Annotated in this window: 21 protein-coding genes; 15 read left to right on the top strand and 6 right to left on the bottom strand. The window is 40.9% G+C overall.

Features of this window, described 5'->3' with window-relative positions:
- Positions 1–175 precede the first annotated feature (175 nt).
- The 4 genes from IQ264_RS13670 (at position 176) to IQ264_RS13655 (ending at position 4167) form a co-directional block, all read left to right on the top strand.
- The gene (locus tag IQ264_RS13670) at positions 176–853 is read left to right on the top strand and encodes an energy-coupling factor ABC transporter ATP-binding protein (RefSeq protein WP_193981335.1); all 678 of its coding nucleotides are present in this window, start codon (positions 176–178) and stop codon (positions 851–853) included.
- A 149-nt stretch (positions 854–1002) separates the two neighbouring features.
- Entirely contained in the window at positions 1003–1551 is a 549-nt protein-coding gene (locus IQ264_RS13665; protein ID WP_193981334.1) for an NYN domain-containing protein, read from the top strand.
- Positions 1552–2004: 453 nt separating this feature from the next.
- Complete coding sequence (locus IQ264_RS13660) at positions 2005–3213, top strand: aminotransferase class V-fold PLP-dependent enzyme (protein ID WP_193981333.1); 1209 nt, start codon at positions 2005–2007, stop codon at positions 3211–3213.
- Between the two features lie 66 nt (positions 3214–3279).
- The gene (locus tag IQ264_RS13655; RefSeq protein ID WP_193981332.1) at positions 3280–4167 is read left to right on the top strand and encodes an ATP-binding protein; all 888 of its coding nucleotides are present in this window, start codon (positions 3280–3282) and stop codon (positions 4165–4167) included.
- Positions 4168–4306: 139 nt separating this feature from the next.
- Here IQ264_RS13655 and IQ264_RS13650 read toward each other — a convergent pair whose 3' ends face one another.
- On the bottom strand, positions 4307–4552 hold the full coding sequence (locus IQ264_RS13650; protein WP_193981331.1) for a hypothetical protein: 246 nt from the start codon (positions 4550–4552) through the stop codon (positions 4307–4309).
- Between the two features lie 158 nt (positions 4553–4710).
- Between IQ264_RS13650 and IQ264_RS13645 the strand changes: the two genes are divergently transcribed.
- Genes IQ264_RS13645 through IQ264_RS13635 form a run of 3 tightly spaced genes read left to right on the top strand, consistent with a single transcriptional unit; the run spans position 4711 to position 5568 of the window.
- Positions 4711–5217, top strand: coding sequence for an SHOCT domain-containing protein (locus tag IQ264_RS13645; protein ID WP_193981330.1), 507 nt, complete (start codon positions 4711–4713; stop codon positions 5215–5217).
- Between the two features lie 19 nt (positions 5218–5236).
- Positions 5237–5431 carry a hypothetical protein gene (locus IQ264_RS32975; protein ID WP_228061518.1) on the top strand — a complete coding sequence of 65 codons (195 nt, stop codon included), beginning with the start codon at positions 5237–5239 and terminating at the stop codon, positions 5429–5431.
- Between the two features lie 32 nt (positions 5432–5463).
- Complete coding sequence (locus IQ264_RS13635; RefSeq protein WP_228061517.1) at positions 5464–5568, top strand: DUF3368 domain-containing protein; 105 nt, start codon at positions 5464–5466, stop codon at positions 5566–5568.
- Positions 5569–5884: 316 nt separating this feature from the next.
- Here the strand turns inward: IQ264_RS13635 and IQ264_RS13630 are convergent, their stop codons facing one another.
- From IQ264_RS13630 to IQ264_RS13620, 3 genes are all read right to left on the bottom strand, one after another.
- Positions 5885–6589 carry a pentapeptide repeat-containing protein gene (locus tag IQ264_RS13630; RefSeq protein WP_193981329.1) on the bottom strand — a complete coding sequence of 235 codons (705 nt, stop codon included), beginning with the start codon at positions 6587–6589 and terminating at the stop codon, positions 5885–5887.
- Between the two features lie 8 nt (positions 6590–6597).
- Positions 6598–7968 carry a DICT sensory domain-containing protein gene (locus IQ264_RS13625; RefSeq protein ID WP_193981328.1) on the bottom strand — a complete coding sequence of 457 codons (1371 nt, stop codon included), beginning with the start codon at positions 7966–7968 and terminating at the stop codon, positions 6598–6600.
- Positions 7969–8068: 100 nt separating this feature from the next.
- Positions 8069–9637 carry a photosystem II high light acclimation radical SAM protein gene (locus tag IQ264_RS13620; protein ID WP_193981327.1) on the bottom strand — a complete coding sequence of 523 codons (1569 nt, stop codon included), beginning with the start codon at positions 9635–9637 and terminating at the stop codon, positions 8069–8071.
- 457 nt (positions 9638–10094) lie between these two features.
- Between IQ264_RS13620 and IQ264_RS13615 the strand changes: the two genes are divergently transcribed.
- The 6 genes from IQ264_RS13615 (at position 10095) to IQ264_RS13590 (ending at position 13438) form a co-directional block, all read left to right on the top strand.
- A complete protein-coding gene (locus IQ264_RS13615) occupies positions 10095–10442 on the top strand; it encodes a DUF1830 domain-containing protein (protein ID WP_193981326.1) in 348 nt (115 codons plus the stop codon).
- A 177-nt stretch (positions 10443–10619) separates the two neighbouring features.
- Positions 10620–11057, top strand: a complete 438-nt coding sequence (locus IQ264_RS13610; RefSeq protein ID WP_193981325.1) for a DUF4079 domain-containing protein — start codon at positions 10620–10622, stop codon at positions 11055–11057.
- A 143-nt stretch (positions 11058–11200) separates the two neighbouring features.
- Positions 11201–11470, top strand: a complete 270-nt coding sequence (locus IQ264_RS13605) for a hypothetical protein (protein WP_193981324.1) — start codon at positions 11201–11203, stop codon at positions 11468–11470.
- A 326-nt stretch (positions 11471–11796) separates the two neighbouring features.
- On the top strand, positions 11797–12369 hold the full coding sequence (locus IQ264_RS13600; RefSeq protein WP_193981323.1) for a hypothetical protein: 573 nt from the start codon (positions 11797–11799) through the stop codon (positions 12367–12369).
- A gap of 69 nt (positions 12370–12438) precedes the next feature.
- The gene (locus IQ264_RS13595) at positions 12439–12624 is read left to right on the top strand and encodes a hypothetical protein (protein WP_193981322.1); all 186 of its coding nucleotides are present in this window, start codon (positions 12439–12441) and stop codon (positions 12622–12624) included.
- 55 nt (positions 12625–12679) lie between these two features.
- Positions 12680–13438, top strand: coding sequence for an ABC transporter ATP-binding protein (locus tag IQ264_RS13590; protein ID WP_193981321.1), 759 nt, complete (start codon positions 12680–12682; stop codon positions 13436–13438).
- 168 nt (positions 13439–13606) lie between these two features.
- Here IQ264_RS13590 and IQ264_RS13585 read toward each other — a convergent pair whose 3' ends face one another.
- Positions 13607–14419, bottom strand: coding sequence for a response regulator transcription factor (locus IQ264_RS13585; RefSeq protein ID WP_193981320.1), 813 nt, complete (start codon positions 14417–14419; stop codon positions 13607–13609).
- Positions 14420–15218: 799 nt separating this feature from the next.
- Here IQ264_RS13585 and IQ264_RS13580 point away from each other — a divergent pair.
- Complete coding sequence (locus tag IQ264_RS13580) at positions 15219–15467, top strand: DUF6761 family protein (protein WP_193981319.1); 249 nt, start codon at positions 15219–15221, stop codon at positions 15465–15467.
- Between the two features lie 209 nt (positions 15468–15676).
- On the opposite strand, the gene IQ264_RS13575 is transcribed toward IQ264_RS13580, so the two are convergent.
- Positions 15677–16426 carry a phosphatase PAP2 family protein gene (locus IQ264_RS13575; RefSeq protein ID WP_193981318.1) on the bottom strand — a complete coding sequence of 250 codons (750 nt, stop codon included), beginning with the start codon at positions 16424–16426 and terminating at the stop codon, positions 15677–15679.
- Between the two features lie 250 nt (positions 16427–16676).
- On the opposite strand from IQ264_RS13575, the gene pyk reads away from it, so the two are divergent.
- Positions 16677–18098 (top strand): pyruvate kinase, encoded by a 1422-nt coding sequence (gene pyk / locus IQ264_RS13570; RefSeq protein ID WP_193981317.1) that lies wholly within the window; start codon positions 16677–16679, stop codon positions 18096–18098.
- Positions 18099–18171 lie beyond the last annotated feature (73 nt).

Below are 18171 nucleotides of genomic sequence, written 5' to 3'. Positions count from 1 at the left end.
GGGGAGGAGGGGGGACAAGGGGACAAGGAGAATTTTAACCTTCTGCCTTCTGCCTTTCTAACCTTCTGCCTTCTGCCTTCTGCCTTCTGCCTTCTGCCTTCTGCCTTCAAAAAGCCTTCTGCCTTCTCCAATAAATGTGGAAAAACAGAATAATTTAGTTTTTAGTGGTGATTACATGGCTGAATCTGCCATTACAGTGCGAGATCTCTGCTTTAGCTGGCCTAAAGGTGAATCCGTGTTCAAATCCTGCTCTTTGGATGTACCTAAAGGACAATTTTGGATGCTTTTAGGTACTAATGGCAGCGGTAAGTCAACTTTGTTGAGATTGCTAGCTGGGTTATTAACCCCCCTAGCAGGTGAAATTCAAATTTCCCAGCCTGTCGGCTTCGTTTTCCAAAATCCAGATCATCAGTTAGTCATGCCTACAGTTGGCGCAGATGTGGCTTTTGGACTAGTGGCGGAACGTCTTCCCCAAAGGCAAGTGCGTCAGCGCGTGGAAGAAGCTTTAGCTGCTGTAAATTTGTGGGCTTTACAACGAAGACCAATTTACGCTTTAAGTGGTGGGCAAAAACAGCGGGTAGCGATCGCAGGTGCGATCGCTCGTCGTTGCGAAGTCTTACTATTAGATGAACCTACTGCCCTGTTAGATCCAGACAGTCAGTTAGACCTAGTTAAACAAGTGCAACGCTTAGTTAAATCCCAAGGCATTACTGCACTTTGGGTAACTCACCGTTTAGATGAGTTAAATTACTGCGACGGTGCTTTTTTATTGGAAAAAGGTCAACTTGTCGATCGCGGCGATCCCGATCGTTTAAAACAACGCCTCATGCAGGTGGAGGGGATTAGTTCTTAGTGTAGAGGGAAAAGGTGACAAGAAGAATTTTTACCTTCTGCCTTCTGCCCTCTGCCTTCTGCCTTTCCTTTAAATGCAAACTTTGATTACTGAGAAGATTATGAATTACTATCAGATATATTAAGTTTAGAAAAATTTGGCATTGAACAATGACACCACCTTCGCCGTCAGCATTTTTGCTAGTGGACGGCTACAATATCATAGGATCTTGGCAAAAGCTGCTTACTTTGCGCGATCGCAAAGGATTAGAGGCCGCCCGTGAAGAGTTAATTGAACTCCTAATTGACTACACAGCCTATCAAGGCTATCACACTCAGATCGTATTTGATGCCCATTATCGCGCTTCTCCAGGGAATGCAGAAGAAATTACCAATAACTTATCTGTTCATTTCACAGATTTTGGGCAAACAGCAGACACATATATCGAAAAAGCTTGTGCTACCCTGCGCCATGAGTTGCAGAAATTTCAACGAAGGTTGATCGTAGCAACATCAGACAGAGCACAGCAACTAACTATTATCGGATACGGCGCAGAATGGATGTCCGCACACAAACTAGTGCAAGAAGTAGAATTTACTACTCATCGGGTGCGCCGGAAACAGAAATCTAAAAATCAATCCCCCAGTCGTTTTTTGTTCAGTTCCCTGGATGCAGAAGCTCAAAAGCGCCTTGCCCAAATGCGCTACGGGCTAAAGTGAACCACAATTTTCTGAAAATTTTCTCAAGTGCTTGACAACCCCTGTCGATTCAGCTAGTATTATTAATCGTGGCTCGAAAGAGCAAACATTCCTCGGTAGCTCAGTGGTAGAGCGGTCGGCTGTCAGGAACAGATGTAACTAGTTTAAGCTAGCTTGCATTTCCTAGCAGCGCTATCCGGAGACGGATAGTGGAAAATCGGGTGAATTCAAGGAAACCGCAGCACTTCGGGTGGCGGCAACCCTGATCCAAGTCTGGTGAAAGGCAGTGATTTTCACAGGTAGCCAGAAAGGAGCAGAGACTACGGATGAGGAGCCTAACCAATAAGTCCGACAGCGCCCGACATCCCAAGCGGATGATGAGATAGTCCACCCCCAACGGAAACGTAGGGATAAGTGTAACCGATTGGTCGTAGGTTCGAATCCTACCCGGGGAGTTTTCTATAAGGACGAAGTATGAAAGATCGAGTTTCTGACTTTAAACTTTCAACTTCTGATTTTGCTAAGTTATGGTTGCTAGAACCAGATGTCACTTTTTTAAATCATGGTTCTTTTGGTGCTTGTCCGATACCTGTGTTAGAAGCGCAGCAGCGGTTTCGGCAACAATTAGAACAGCAACCGCTAAGATTTTATCGAGAGTTTGAAGCATTACTAGATGCAACCAAAAATCAGTTAAGTGAGTTTGTGGGTGCAGATGCTTCCGATTTGGTATTTGTTCCCAATGCGACGACTGGGATAAATGCGGTTTTGCGTTCTTTGTCTTTTCGTCCGGGTGATGAGTTACTGACGACTAGCCAAGAATATAATGCTTGTCGCAATGTGTTGAACTTTGTGGCCCAAAAAACGGGGGCGAAGGTAGTAGTTGCAGAAGTACCTTTTCCCATTAATACGCCAGAACAAGTAATTGAGGCGGTGATAGAATGTGTTTCACCGCAAACCAGGCTGGTACTTTTAGATCATATTACGAGTCAGACGGGTTTAATTTTTCCGATTCGTGAGTTGGTTAAAGAGTTAAGAGATAGGGGAATTGATACCTTGGTGGATGGTGCTCATGCACTGGGAATGGTATCTTTAAATTTGCGGGAAATTGGGGCAACTTTTTACACGGGTAATTGTCACAAGTGGTTGTGTGCGCCTAAAGGTGCAGCTTTTTTGTATGTGAGGCGAGATCGACAGTCGTTGATTCGTCCGACAACTATTAGTCATGGTGCTAATTCTCCCCGTACTGATAAGTCGCGATTTCAGCTAGAGTTTGATTGGATGGGAACAGATGACCCAAGTGCTTATTTGTGTGTAGCAGAAGCGATTAAGTTTATGGGGTCTTTGTTACCTGGTGGATGGTCGGAATTAAGGGCGAGAAATCGATCGCTAGTGTTACAAGCTAGAGAGTTACTTTGCGAAGTTTTAGGTGTTGCGCCGTCTTGTCCAGAGGAAATGATTGGGTCAATGGCGGTGGTATGTTTACCGGATGATTGTACTGAGTTTGGGAAGACGAGAGCAATACCCCCGATCCAAGATATGTTGTGGGAAAAATTTAAAATTGAAGTACCTGTGATTTATTGGCCAGAGTATCCGCAACAGTTGTTAAGGATTTCAGCGCAGATTTATAACAAAATGGAAGATTATGAATATTTAGCAGAAGTGCTGACAAACTTATTGAAGTAGTGTAATGCTAGTTAGTTGGTAACTTTCTATTTTTGTACTGCTGCGATCTTCCACACTAGAGATAATATGACATCTGGATCGCCTTCTAATCCATTTTTAGCAGGATCGATGATTTCCGATCCCAGGTTTTTTGTCGGACGTAAAGCGGAACTGGATGCAATTACGGCAAGGATGACTGGTTCGCCACCTGTTAGTGTTAATGTGGTGGGAAAAGGTGGAATTGGTAGGTCTTCGCTGTTGTATCACTTTGTTCAGACTTACGAACAAAGGGTACAAAATCCGCAACGCTATGTAGTAAGTTATTTTAATTTGTCAAGTCCGCTGTTCCATCGGGAAGAGGGGTTTTATTTGACGATCGCTAGAGAGTTGTATAATTTGCCGAAGGTGCGATCGCAAAAAGTATTAACTAAACCATTTCATGTGAAAAACTTTGAACGCCACACTTTTTCGGTGGTGTTGGGAGAGTGGAAAAGACACGGAGTTTTACCTGTACTGTGTTTAGATCAATTTGAAGCTTTGTTCCATCATCCCAAAGAATTTAATGATGGATTTTTCGATAATTTGTCTTTTTTGCTGAACAGCAATATTTTAATGTTGGCGATCGCTTCCCACAGACCATTAAAATATTATCAACATCGCTACAAGTTAAGTTCTAACTTTTTCAACTTGGGTGATGCGATCAATTTAGGAGACTTAACCGAAGAAGAAGCTAGGGAGTTGGTAAGTTTGCCCGCCAGTTTGGGTGGTGAAGCTGCTTTAACTTCCGAAGAACAACTCCTTGCTAGACAATGGGGTAAAAATCATCCTTTGTTGTTGCAATTAGCTGCTAGTGTGTTGTGGGAAGCGCATCAGCAAAATTTAGATGTTCAATGGGCAAAAGAAAAGTTTATCCAAAAATCTCGCGGGATACCCAGAACTGGATTTAGTTGGAAGTTTTGGCCTTTTAGTAGTTAATATCAATTACTTAAATGTTTGCTACAGAGGCTTGGGATGGGCGGGTTTTGACTTCTATATTATTGCTGATTATTCAAATTGCTAAACCCGCCCCTACTCATTTGTATTCATCATTTATGTAAGGGATATAACTAATTGATTAATCAGGAAAATTTGCCCAGTCTTCCCAACGTGCTTGATCAACCTCTTGATTAGAAAGTCTTTGTCCTTCGGATGGGGGTGTCCAAGCAGGTGGCTGTGATTGATTCCAAGCTGGCGGTTGTGGGGGGTTAGATTGATTATTTCCCACTTCGCGTTCGATGTTTAAAGCCATTTGCTGAATTAAACGCACCTTGTCTACGGTGGAAAGCTGCATTGCTTGATTTAAAACGTCCTGAAAGTTCATGTGTCATCCCGGATTACTGGCCTGCATTGTAACATTATTGCAACAATTGGCAACTGGAAATGGGGGATTGCGGTGAATTTATTGATTGAGTATTCTAAATTGAAATAGTGAGATATGTAGTTAAATAGCATAAAAAAGTGAGTATTTGGTAATAGTAAATGAATATTGCTAGTGAAATTCAGAAGTTGCAAGATTTATATCGTAGTGGTGCGATTTCCGAGAAAGAGTATGCGATCGCCAAAGCTGCTATTTTAGCCAACTTTGTGCCCGGAAAAGCGATTACGGAAGATTCGTCTGTGCAAAAGCGTCTGGAGGAAATGAAGCTAATAGATGAAGTTAATCGCCTCGATTTAGATTGGCAGTCGGAACGGGAAAAGTATATGGTAACTGGCAAGTATGGAAATCGTTATGTCCCAAGAAAAGGCTTAGAGATATTAATAGGAATGCTTTTTGTTGGAGTAGGAATTTCCCTTATTTGTAAAGCAGCTTTAACAAGTAATCCGATACAGTTTTTAATGGGAGTTTTTGTAATTTTTTTAGGGGTTCTAGTTGGTATGTTTCGATATGGCAAGGCGTGTGAATATGAGCGGGCTTATCAAGCTTATTTATCTCGTCGGGCAAGAGTTTATAAACAGTATAATCGGCTAGGGAAAGATAAAATTTAGTAGTAACTCGATCGCCTAAGTGAATCGGGAAGCAATTGCTTTAGCGATCGAAACTGGCGAACAGCGAATTTTGTTAGATGAACGTGAAGCACGTCAAGTTGCCCAAAGTTTAGGATTGCAAGTAATATCATGTCCGGTCGATTACCCCCACTGTAGAGACGTTGCATGCAACGTCTCTACAGGGTTTCGGATTAAGGATATTATGGTTCATTAGCCGGACATGATATAATTGGTACTCTTGGGATTTTGTTATTGGCAAAAAATCAACAGATAATCCCTCAAGTAAAACCTTTGCTTGATGCAATGATTAATACTGCTCAATATTGGGTCAATTCCAAACTTTATCAATAAGTTTTACGACAAGCAGAAGAGTTTGTTGAGGATACCTAGTTTTTTGCTATTGTGAATTGATTTATTAACTAGGAATGCGATCGCAAATCCGTCAGCGTCGATTAAGCAAAGAATCTTGAAATAAGTTCTAAGTATTGTTTAGCAAATTGATCGTAGACGAATCGCGTCATTGCAGTTCCTTTCTCTCCAGTAGCCAAAATAGGAAGGCGAACAGGTGCTAATCTCTTACCAAATGGTATTTACTGCTGATAATTTTCCTGCACTACTTCTTGTATTCAGATCCCCGACTTCTTCAAGAAGTTGGGGATCTCAAAGTCTACTCTTCGATTTTACTATGCTCAATTTCTGCTATTTTCAAAGGTATTTTTATTTCCTGCGGTGGCGGTGTTACTGCTTCTAAAGAAGTACCAACTAAGCAAACTCCGACTAAACTAACTGCGTGTAAATTAGCATCTTCTAATTCAGCACAAAGTAAATTTGCCCCGGTTAAATTTGCCCCGGTTAAATTTGCTCCTCGTAAGTCTGCTTCTTCCAAATTCGCATTACTTAAAATCGCTCCTTGTAAATCTGCTTGACTCAAATTAGCCCCTTGTAAATTCGCACCACTAAGGTTAACTCCGCGCAAGTCTGCGGCGCGTAAATCTACTCCTTTTAAATTTACACTCATCAAATTTGCACCGCTTAAAAAAGCACCTGCAAACGATGATTGGGTTAATTTTGCTCCCATTAAATTTGCGCCTCTGAGGTTACTTCCCCGCAAGTCAGCACCAGTTAAATCTGCTTGCATTAAGTTGGCACCTAACAGAGTTGCTCTTAAATCTGCTGCGATTAATTGGGCGCTTAATAAGTTTGCGCCTTCTAATTTTGCGCCTTCTAGTTTAGCACCGCTTAAATTAGCACCAACTAAATTAGCACCAGCAAGATTAACTCCTCTTAAATTGCTGCCAGAAAGGTCTTCGTCTTCTAAGTTTGCTCCTGGCAGTTGTTTAACTTTTCCGGCGCGAACAGCTGCAATATCCATGAATTTAATTAACTGTTAGGTTGTAAAATTGTTTGTACTTCATTGGCAAATTCTGGATCGAGTAACCACATTCCAGTTGTGACTCTTGGTGGGATAACTTGCAAGTCTAATCCCTGTTGTAAACCCATGACTAATAAACTCAATGTTTCTACTAGTTTTGGGTCCCAACGTTCATTAGCTTGGGCTTGAAATTCTACTAAAGCTTTACTTAAAGCTTCTTCTTTACTCAAGTTTTCTGTATCTTTTAAGAGTTGATTTACTCGTTGTTCAAAGTTAATTATTAATCCCAAAATCCGCGATTCTAGTGGTATGGCATCATAAGCGAAACCACCGGGATAACCTTTGCCGTTCCACCATTCGGTTTGATGGGTTAGTATATGTGCGATCGCTTGCAATCGTGGCATCGCTCGTAAAGCTTGTACACTAGGTTCTAAATGACAACAAGGCGCTTCATCTAAACCTGTAACTGTTGTTACTCCTAAAGGTACTAAACCATGCAATAATCCAGCTAATCTTAACCGTTTAATTTGCCACGCTGGAAGGTCTAAAAGTTGCCCCATGACTTCAGCTAAAGCGGCTATTTCCGCTGTTGCCATTGGGTTTCCAGTATTGGCTAATTCCATTAATTGCGCCATCCGCACAAAGGCTTGCAATTCGTTGGAAACTAAGTTTATATCTAATTCTTCATGATGAGAAGTTTGTAATTGTTCGGCGCTTAAATCTTGTTGACTATGTTGTAAATAATCAACAACGCGAGAAACAATTTCTCCTAAATTATCTTGTTGAGCGTTAGCAGCTAGATCGGTGATCTCTTGAACTTGGGCGGTTAATTTTTGCTCTAATTCTGGGTTGGATTTGGCGATGTGCGCGATCGCTAATTCCACAGTTTCTAATACTAACCCAGGTTCAAATGTCCAAAACCCGTAAAATTTCCGTTCTCGATCTTCCTCTGGTAGTCCTTTTGCGCCATAATCTTGAGGAGATAATTCTTGACAAAGTACCATCGCTGTGTAGCTTGGCGATAGGATCATTAAATGCCATTCTTGGGCTACGGGATCGATCGCTTCTAAATTCACCAAAGCTACATTCGGCATCTGGCTGGTTGGATGTTCGGCAAAACCAGAGTCCGGTGCTGCCATAATGACAATTTGCCGCGATTTTTTGGCTATATCAGCATATCTGTCTGCTTCTTGAAGATACCATTTTCCCCTTTGAAAGGCGGTAATCATGAGGGGGGAGGTATTCGAGGTTAAAATGCTGTCTTCTAGGGCGTGGCAGAGGCCAACCAGCGTGTTTTTGTAGTAGACTCCAAATCGCAGCGGTCTGGGGCTGGATTTGTGGGCATCGGCTAGTTTTTGCAGAATTGAGCCTTGTAGCATGGTTTTGTTTATTAAACCGCAAAGAACGCAAAGAGCGCGAAGAAGATTAGAGAGAGTTTTTGGAGGTAAGGTGAGAGAATGCCCACCTTACTTGATTTTATTAGACTTTGACTAGTTGTTTTTCGGTGCGTTCTATTGGCGCGTTAAGTGCTTTTTCTAATTCGGCGCAACCGAGTTTTTGTTCTAAAATTCGCATGACTTCTCGCCCAAAATCATCGGGGTTTTGTCGCCATGCTTGTAAGCAAACTTCGCCAAAGAATGAACCTAGTGGTTCGGGATTCCACAGGAGTTTTTTTGCTGTCCAAGGCATTAAACTCATGGGATCGTATCCTGGTTTGAGGATATCATTTTTGAAGGCATATTCTTCTAAATGGGTATGGGGTTGTAACCCAATAAAAAATATGGCTGGTTCGACTTTTTCTTCGCCAAAAATTCGCTCTAGTTCCCGATGGTAAGCGATCGTTTGGCGAATTGTTTCTGGGGTTTCGTCAATGACGTTAAAGGAATAGTTTACTGAAACTAGGTCATTAAATCCAGCGGCTTTTAAGTCTCGACAGTTTTGTAAAACTGTACGAAGATTATAGCCCATTCGCATTTTTCGCACTAGTTCTTGAGAACCACTGGTAATGCCTATTTCAAAGTAGTTCATTCCGGTTTTTACCATCAAGTCACACAATTCGGGTGTCAAATTGTCGGCTCTGATGTATGCTGCCCAATGGATATCTTTCATGCCAGAATCGACGATTTTTTGTAATAATTCAATGGCATCGTCGATAAATTTCCGGGCGGGGATAAACTGAGCATCAGTAAACCAGAAATTGCGAATTCCTCGATCGTACAATTGGCGCATTTCTGCTACTACTTCATCCGCTGGATTAATGCGGACTTGTTTACCTTCAATTACTGTGTAAACGCAATAGCAGCAATTATGCGGACAACCTCGCTTGGTTTGTACGCCAATGTAAAAGTCTTTGTCTTGCAGATAATATGGAAATTCCGGCCAAATTTTTTCGATGTAATCGTAATTGCAAGCCGTTTTTTCAATGTTAGCTGGTGCTTCGTGAATCAGCTTTTCGCGTGGTGCGTTTTCTCCCACAACGTAACACTTTTCATTGCGAATATCTTGTCCGCGCAACAGCTTTTCTAACAGTGCTTCCCCTTCTCCCACAGAAACGATCGTTCCTTTGGGTAAGCTTTTTCCTAACTGTTCGTAAAATACACTGACTGCACCGCCGCCAACGATCGATCGCGCACCCGCATTATACCTCTGCGCCCGTCTCAATCCCCGCTTAATTAAACCCAAGTTGCGCCACAGTTCAGTGTAATACGCTGTTGTTACCCGCAACCCACCCAGCGCCCCCCGTAATTTAATTAGGGGATTTTTCGCATAGTAAAACTCAAAGGCGTTTTGTAATGGATTTCCCCCTCTACCTCCCACAGGCGCGTAAATTTGAATGTCGCGCCAAGAGAACACCAGCAAGTTAGGTTGAAACTCATCGACACAAGCATCCAACGCCGAACCAAAATCTAAAGGTGGTACAGTTCCTAAATCGAATATCCGCTGCTCCACTGCGGGAAACAGCTTTTGGACATGATCCGCTAAATAGACAACCCCAATGGGAAATATGGGATTACATGGGAGACGAACATAGAGTATACGAGTTTCCATCCTGCGACTCTCTCTAGTTAAGGATTTCTCTGGCTTTCCTAAGCAAGAAATTTGCACAGGAGCTCAGGGCTATCTTAATATAAATGCTATTATTTTTACATAACTTTACGATAGCATTGGTTACACTCATAATTCAGCCATTCATCTGAGATTTTTGCTACCCTAACTTCCCGATCGGCTGGTTTTGCTAGGCGATTTCTCATCCATTCAAGTTCTTGTGCTATAATTTAAGCTTATTTTAAGAATAACTAGCAATAATAAATAAAACAAATAGCAATAAAGAATACAATTACAAAAATAATATTTCTCCAACTATACCAATGGAGAGATTTAAAGCATATTTAAAGTAAAAATTTACGGAATTAATGGGGTTGGTAGTCGGATTTACAAATTATTGGGATCGCAAGTGTTAAGCTTGGTAATGTAACCCATTTTCTGACAAATCTCCGCATTACCTATGGCTCAAATTCTTGATCCCCTACCATCTAATTACCAAAATGGTATCGTTTGTTGCTATGTGAATGCAACTAGTAAAATACAAGTTGTACGGATTAGCAACATCCCAAATTGGCACTTTGAACGAGTAGTTTTTCCCGGACAAAGACTAGTCTTTGAATCTATGCCACAAGGTTTACTTGAGGTTCATACGGGTATGATAGCTAGCGCAATTTTGTCAGATAAAATACCTTGCATAACTCTCCGAATCGATATGGAACTAAATGATTCAGAAGATGAAGATGCAGAAATGGGAGAAGTTGCTACTACTGAAAGTGCTCAGAAGGAATTAGTAAACCTCCAGAGGTAATAAAGTTTTAAATTCTTGTGCTTTACCTAACTCTAGATAAAAATTTCTTTTCGATAACACTTTAGTTAATCAAGGTAAACGCCATAATTAATACTGGGAATGCTAAACAAGCTCGACATTATGTAAAAATACTGAAGAGCGCAACCTTTCTACTGTATCCAATTTTGGTTTTTTACCTTGAATTTACCCGATTTTATTTGGTTGTGGAAAATCGCCGCTTGGTCAATGGGATTGTCTTTAGGAGCTTATTTGCTGCTAGGGATGACCGGAGTTTGGATGTATTATGCTCGTTTATTCAGGCAACAGCGCCCTAATTGGCTGCGACCATTTCATTACCTGATTGGTGGTTTAATGGTCGCTTTGGTATTACTATTGTTAGCGATCGGCATTATCGGCACCTTGGGTCACTACGGCAGTTTAGGCCATTCTCCACACTTACCAATTGGCTTAGGAGTCGTAGCCTTAGTTTTACTTTCAGCTGGGAGTGCTACTCAAATCAGCCCCCGCAGACCTTGGATCAGATATCTTCACATTGGTACTAATATCGTGCTATTGGTCGGATTCCTGTTAGTTACCCTGACTGGCTGGAGTGTTGTACAGAAGTATTTGCCCTAGCACCTGTCGAGCCCTCCGAAAAAATACGTAAGTGTATACACGGGAACAACTTTGCATATCTATCTACAGATATATTTACGTCATACTATTTTTTCAGTGAATATACTGAAATAAAAGTAGGGAAAACTTTCAGGCGTGCAAAGATGTCTTACTCTCCGGTAATTTCGGGTTTTTTTGTGGTAGGAGTAAAAGGTTCACCTGTCATCGAGAAATCGCGGCAAGGTAATTACGCCTTAGTATTCTTAAAACAAACTGATGCTAGTCGCTATTTTGAGCAAATGTGTCAACTTCACCAAGTACCACAGCAGAACTATAAAATAAGTACTATGCCACTTCATCTCATCCAACGCTTACTCAGCCACGCGAGGGTACGAGTCTGCGTGATTGAAAACTGGGATCAGGTAGTTGCTTAAAAGCTGGTCAGCCAAAAAGCATAATTGAAGTAAAAGGGGAAAAATTACCCTGGTATCTATTAGACGTTTCTAATAAAGGCAACAGCTTCGATGCTGAGAAAAAATTATTAAAATTGTGCATCTACTTGCATCTACATCACAGGAAAACATTGATTGATGGGTGTCAATTTCTGTTAACAGAAACATTGGATTTTCAGCCCCAACTATAGCAAACTTAGTTGGGGTTATTTCATATCTGAGGAAGTGGGATCATTGGATCGGCTAATTGGATTTTCAGGTTAAATTATTAATAAAAGCGTCGCACTTTTCTTATCTCAGCAAATCCTGTGAATCAACTAACATCACAAACAAATCAAAAACCCGAAGTTTCCGTCTTTCGCATTTCTCCCCTGATTCGTTTCACCTTGTTGAGTTTGTACATTGCACTCACTATTCCTCTTCCGTTTTTGGCTCATGTGACCGATGCACCTGTACCACCCGTGTTACTTTGGATGGGAATTGCTCTAGGAGCAATTGCAGTTTATGGTGCTTTAAGTGAAAGAGTGATTTTGGATAATCAAGGCATTCAAGTCACTTACCCAAAATGGTTTCCTCAGTTTTTCCGCAAAGGTTGGTCTTTACCTTGGACAGAAGTTAAAGAATTGAAAATGCGTACCACCGGACAAGGAGGAATAGTCTATTATTTCCTGAATAATTCCGGTCAAGGGTTTTTATTGCCCATGCGTGTGGTAGGATTTGCCAAAATGGTCAAACTGGTAGAGGCGAAGACGGGTATTGATACCCAAGATGTCCGACCTTTGGCTCAACCTTGGATGTATTTGATTTTGTTAGTATTTACGCTGATCCTATTTTTAGCTGATAGTTGGACAATCTGGACGGCTGTTTCTCTAGGTGGTTAAGATAACAGCAGAAGATTCTGCTACCAGACTTTTGGCTCAACTCAGAATTGGGTACAACAACGTTTTAATGTGCGGACTAACAACTCTTGGGCAAAAATAATTTTGCTATTTACTCGCGATGAAAAGGATGGTTTTGATTGCTTTTATAAGTTGTTGAATGAGTTTAAGCAACGGAATCAAAGTTTAGATGAAAATGGGAAAAAGGCAATTCAAAGTTATCCGATAGTTAATCATGTAGCTGAGGAAGTGGGGTAAGGTTGATAGTTAACCAGAAGTAACTCAAAGACTGATTTTTGCCAGAGATTTATTTATGAGTACATCCCCAAATAATATTCCTCAATTACAAGTTTCCCAAGTTAGTTTGGCGGCGACGGTAGGGATGGGTTTTTTGCTTCAGGATATCTCTTTTGAGGTGTTGGCTGGGGAAAAAATTGCTATAGTTGGGCCATCTGGTGCGGGAAAAACTTCGCTATTAAGGTTGTTAAATCGCTTAAATGAGGCGAGTAGTGGCAAGATTTTGCTCGAAAATCAGGATATTCGGCAAATACCACCTACCCAACTGCGTCAGCAAGTAACTTTGGTTTTGCAAGAGGCGAAACTTTTGGGAATGACGGTACAGGAGGCGATAAGTTATCCTTTGGTGTTGCGGCGTTTCTCTGCGACGCAGATTAAGGAACGGCTAATTTATTGGATGGAGAGGTTACATATTCCTGAAGATTGGCAAAATCGCACGGAAATCCAACTTTCAGCAGGACAAAGGCAACTGGTTGCGATCGCACGCGCCCTAATCATCCAACCTAAAATTTTACTCCTAGATGAGCCAACTTCAGCACTAGATTCCGGTCGTGCATCTTACCTCATCCAAGTTCTCACTCAAATTTCCCAAGAATTTGGTACAACCATTCTCATGGTTAATCACCAATTAGAATTAGCGGAACAGTTTTCTACCAAGGTTTTACATTTACAGCAAGGAAAATTGGTCGAGTTTACTGCTTCCGAAAAAGTTGACTGGAAACAACTGCGCCAAACTTTTATTGACTTGGAACGGCGAGAAGCAGAGGAATGGTAAGCTTGGGGATTGGGGACTGGGTACTGGGGAATAGGGATTGGGGACTGGGTAAATTTATTAATTTAAAACCCTCTAAGGGAGGGTCTACTGATGAGTACATATTTATTCAACTGCTAAACCTATCCCTATAACTCAGAACTTTCCCAGTCCCCAGTCCCCAATCCCCAATCACTTACTAATTGGTAGGGGTTGACTAGCCGCAGTAGATTGAGAAAATCCCCTTTCGGTTGTTCCTCGGTTTCGCTGTTCCTCTACTCCATTATGATCGGAGTTGTCCGGCTGCGAATTGTAACCATTGAGAAACTCTGGATTAAACCGATAGCCAACATTACGAATAGTCTGAATAATACTCGGTTGGCGGGGGTCAGTTTCTAGTTTTTTCCGCAGGGAAAGGACGTGAGTATCAATAGTTCGGGGGTTATCTATTGCATCGGGCCAAGCTCTGTTTAATAATTCAGAACGGCTTAATGGTAGTCCTCCGGCTTGTGCCAAAACGTATAACAGGCTAAATTCTTGAGGTGTTAAATCGATTAACTCTTCTTGGAAACGTACCCTTCGCTGCACCAAGTCGATTTTTAAGTCGCCATAATCTAGGTACGCTGGGGGGATGTTCATTCTATTGCGCCGAATCAAAGCTTCGATTCTGGCGAGAAATTCTTGCATTCCAAAGGGTTTTGTTAAATAATCATCTGCGCCTGCTTTTAATCCCGCGACTATATCGGCTTCTGTGTTCCGTGCGGATAGCATGAGAATGTAAGGTTGATGCTGGCGCAATAACCAGCGACAAAATTCTAAGCCATCGCCGTCGGGAAGTTCAGCATCGAGAATTACTAACGTCGGTTGACGTAGAAGAAAAACTTCTCGTGCCTGGTAGAGGCTGGCAGCTTGATAGACGCGATATCCTACCTGCTGTAAGTGCCAGCCAAGTAGCGATCGCAGATGCGGATTACTTTCAACTATTTGAACACTAACTGATGCCACAGATGCTTGCCTTCCTTGGCCTTAGCGAACTTAAAATTAGCAGGAAATCTTGACACTTTTTGTAACGAATGTTACTGCTATCCCAGGTATACTAGTCGCCCTCTACAATATTGGCGAAAATCAATTAGCATTTGCATCTTGAACAACAAGAATTCTCAAAAGGCTACGAGAATCTAATCATTCTCCTCAAGTATGAAATCTTTACTCTATTTATGCCTTATCTTTAACATATCTTCAATTCTTTGTTTCTAATTACTTACGTGCGTAAGTACACCTTGCTTTCCAGGGATGCTACCCCCGTAAGACATAATGTTAAGGTATAGATAGACTGATAAATGAAGTTAAAATAGAAACATGGTAGTGATTCACCTGTAATCACTAGCTACTTGCACCTTAAACAATTCAACATTCCTGGTTTTGTCAATCTAGCCAATTTGTGGTCGTACCACAAATTTTAAACAACCTGTAACTTCTGCTAGATAGAATGCCAATGGTTTATTATACATTATTTGCCACTCAAAGACAAATTACTGGTTTACCAACCAGATAAGTTCAAGAGGAAGCTCAGCAAATTTAGAATAAACCTGACATTTAAAATTTTAGGGAAGCTTTGGTAAAAACGATTGACATTACTTTAAGATACTGTTTTACTCGTGACACCTATCGCCAAATAATCTACTTGTAGATAGTGTGGACAAAAGGAAAATCTCAGTTATCCTAATCAATAACCAGAATGAAACCAATCTTTGCACGTTTTCGTCAATTTATTTAGGAAAATAGTAAATTCCAAGGAAGTATTATGCTACAGGACACACAAACTATTCGCCATTACCAGAAACTTACTGATTCCCTAGTTGAAATGTGGAATCGGGGTTACAGATTCGATAGTTTACGGCTTTATTTGGACGGCTATTTAGCGGCTTTACGTCAGAGTAATGCTTTGGAACCCTATCAAATTCATCGTTTGGAAGAAGAAGCTACTCGTTACATTTACGACCCATCAAATTTTGAATTACCAGAACCTGAACCTGAATCTGATTATTATTAGTTTTTTTTCAGATGGGTGGCAAATGGTAATAGGAGGCTAGCGGCGCTACTTCCAAAACCAAGCGTCGGTAGCTGATGGTGTAGTTAAGTAAAAGATTGAAATATTTAATATAAATTGGGCAAAGCTGTTACCGATCCTGATGATTAGTTAACAATACCAAACTTGCTCGAAACCGATAGTTAAAGTTAAAATTGATTTTCCGTTGGTTGTTAATCTCGATCGATCGCTTCTTGTTCTTCGGGAAGTAAAGAAGTTTCTGCGCGAATTTCTGGCTGTGCTGGCTTTGAGGTAGTAATTGCTTTTGGTAATTGTGGCTTAATTAGTAAACTGACTCCCATTGCCCAAGCGACAGCAACCGCCCAACCTGCTAAAATATCGCTGGGGAAATGTACGCCTAAATATAAACGAGTCCAGCCGATAGCTAAAACAAATAAGCTGCCAAAAATCAGTATGGGTAAACACCAAATAGTCCCCCAAGTTAAAATTACCAAAGCTGCGACTAAAGTCATACTGGTCATAGCGTGACCACTAGGAAAAGCGTAATCTAATTCGGGGGCGGGTGACTGCCAAAGATGAGGACGGACTCGGTGCATGATTTCTTTAACTGTGCGATTAATGATAGTAGCGCCTAGTGCAGTAGTGACTAAAAAAGTGAGCGATCGCCACTTTTTTTGGAACAATAATATCAGCGAAATAATTAATACAATCGGAAAAACAATCTTAATAGAACCGAAATTGGTTAAATTAACAGCTAAAACATCCAATTGTCTTCTTGAGGTCTGATGAATCGCTAGTAAAATAGGTTGATCCCAAGGAAACCCAGCAGAATTTTCTCTAACTTGGATTGCTAATAAGGTAAAAGTTTGTAAGGGTAAGTAGATTCCTAAAAATAACAATAATAGACCTCGCCAACGAGCAATTAAAAGTTGTTTAATAAACCGGAAAAACTTTTTCAGCATATTACCAAGATTTAATAGGTTTCTTCTCTATGATATAACTAGCTAAGGTAACTATGATTACAAAATATACCTGACAATATAGCGGAAAATTTGGAGAAAGCTTACCTCACCTTAAAATTACCTTAAGATTAGAAAGATATGCTTTATGATGATAACTTCTAGATGTTAAAACAAGAGAGATTAACTCTAATTTGTCTGATACTTGACAAAAAATACCGTAATTATCATAGAGCAATAGTAATCTCAAATTATGCCCAAAGTAACTCACCGCACTAAAATCGTTGCTACTCTTGGCCCTGCTAGCAATTCACCAGAAGTCATTGAGAAACTGGTGAAAGCTGGCATGAACGTTGCGAGACTAAATTTTTCTCATGGTAGCTATGAAGACCACGCACGTACAGTTTCTCTGTTAAGAAAGATTTCGGAAAAATTAGACACGCCGATTACAATTTTGCAAGACTTACAAGGGCCAAAAATTCGGGTGGGTTTGTTGCCTAATGGTGCAACTGGTTTAATTGAAGGGGACAAAATTACGCTTCTACCCATTTCAGAATATAAAGATGAATTTAATACTGTGCCTATTGATTATCCTGATTTAGCAGCAGATGCCAACCCAGGAGAACAAGTACTTTTAGATGACGGACTTTTGGAACTGAAAATTAAAGAAATTTCGGGAAATGCAGTCATTTGCCAAGTGGTTAAAGGGGGGATTCTAAAAAATCGCAAAGGGGTAAATTTTCCTAACTTAAATTTACGCTTACCTTCTCTGACTGAAAAAGATCAACAAGATTTAGACTTTGGAATTTCCCAAGGAGTAGATTGGATTTCTTTAAGCTTTGTACGTAAAGCAGAAGATGTTCGCAACTTGAAAGAATTATTAGCTGCTAAAGGTGCAGATATCCCTGTAATTGCCAAAATTGAAAAACCACAAGCAATTGCCAATATAGAAGAAATCGTCAATGAATGTGATGGTTTGATGGTAGCAAGAGGTGATTTGGGTGTAGAAATGAGTCCCGAAAGAGTGCCGCTGTTACAAAAGCGAATTATTCGGATGTGTAATCGCAAAGGGATTCCGGTAATTACTGCTACCCAAATGTTAGATAGCATGATTAATAATCCTCGTCCGACTCGTGCAGAAGCAAGTGATGTTGCTAATGCGATTCTGGATGGAACGGATGCTGTGATGCTATCTGGTGAATCTGCGGTGGGAAGCTATCCAGTGGAAGCGGTAGAAATGATGGCGCGGATAGCTTATGAAGTGGAAAAAGATTTGCAATTTGAGAATAATCCAGCGGCTAAAAGTGATGAAACTCATGCTTTAAGTGAGGCGCTAAATTCGATCGACAAGACTATATCATTACGTTGTATTGTGGCTTTCACAAGTACAGGTTACACGGCGTTAATTGCTTCTGGAGAACGTCCGAAAGCGCCTGTAATTGCTCTGACGCATAATATAAAGGTTTACCACCGTTTAAATTTAGTTTGGGGTGTGACTCCTTTATTATTGAATTACGAAGTGGAAACTTTTGAAAATGCGCTTTGGCAGGCAGAAACTTTTTTGGTACAACGGAAACTAGCTGCGATTGGCGATCGTATTTTAGTTATGGGTGGGATTCCAATGCAGCATCCTGGAGGCACTAATTTCTTGAAAATTCACACAATTACTGTGTAGGGGGGCAGAGGGGCAGAGGGGACAAGGAGAAAATCAACCTTTAACCTTTCTTCCCTTCTGCCTTCTGCCTTTC

Source organism: [Phormidium] sp. LEGE 05292, from assembly GCF_015207735.1.
Classification (GTDB): Bacteria; Cyanobacteriota; Cyanobacteriia; order Cyanobacteriales; family Aerosakkonemataceae; genus Floridanema.
This window is presented reverse-complemented; position numbering and strand designations above follow the sequence as displayed.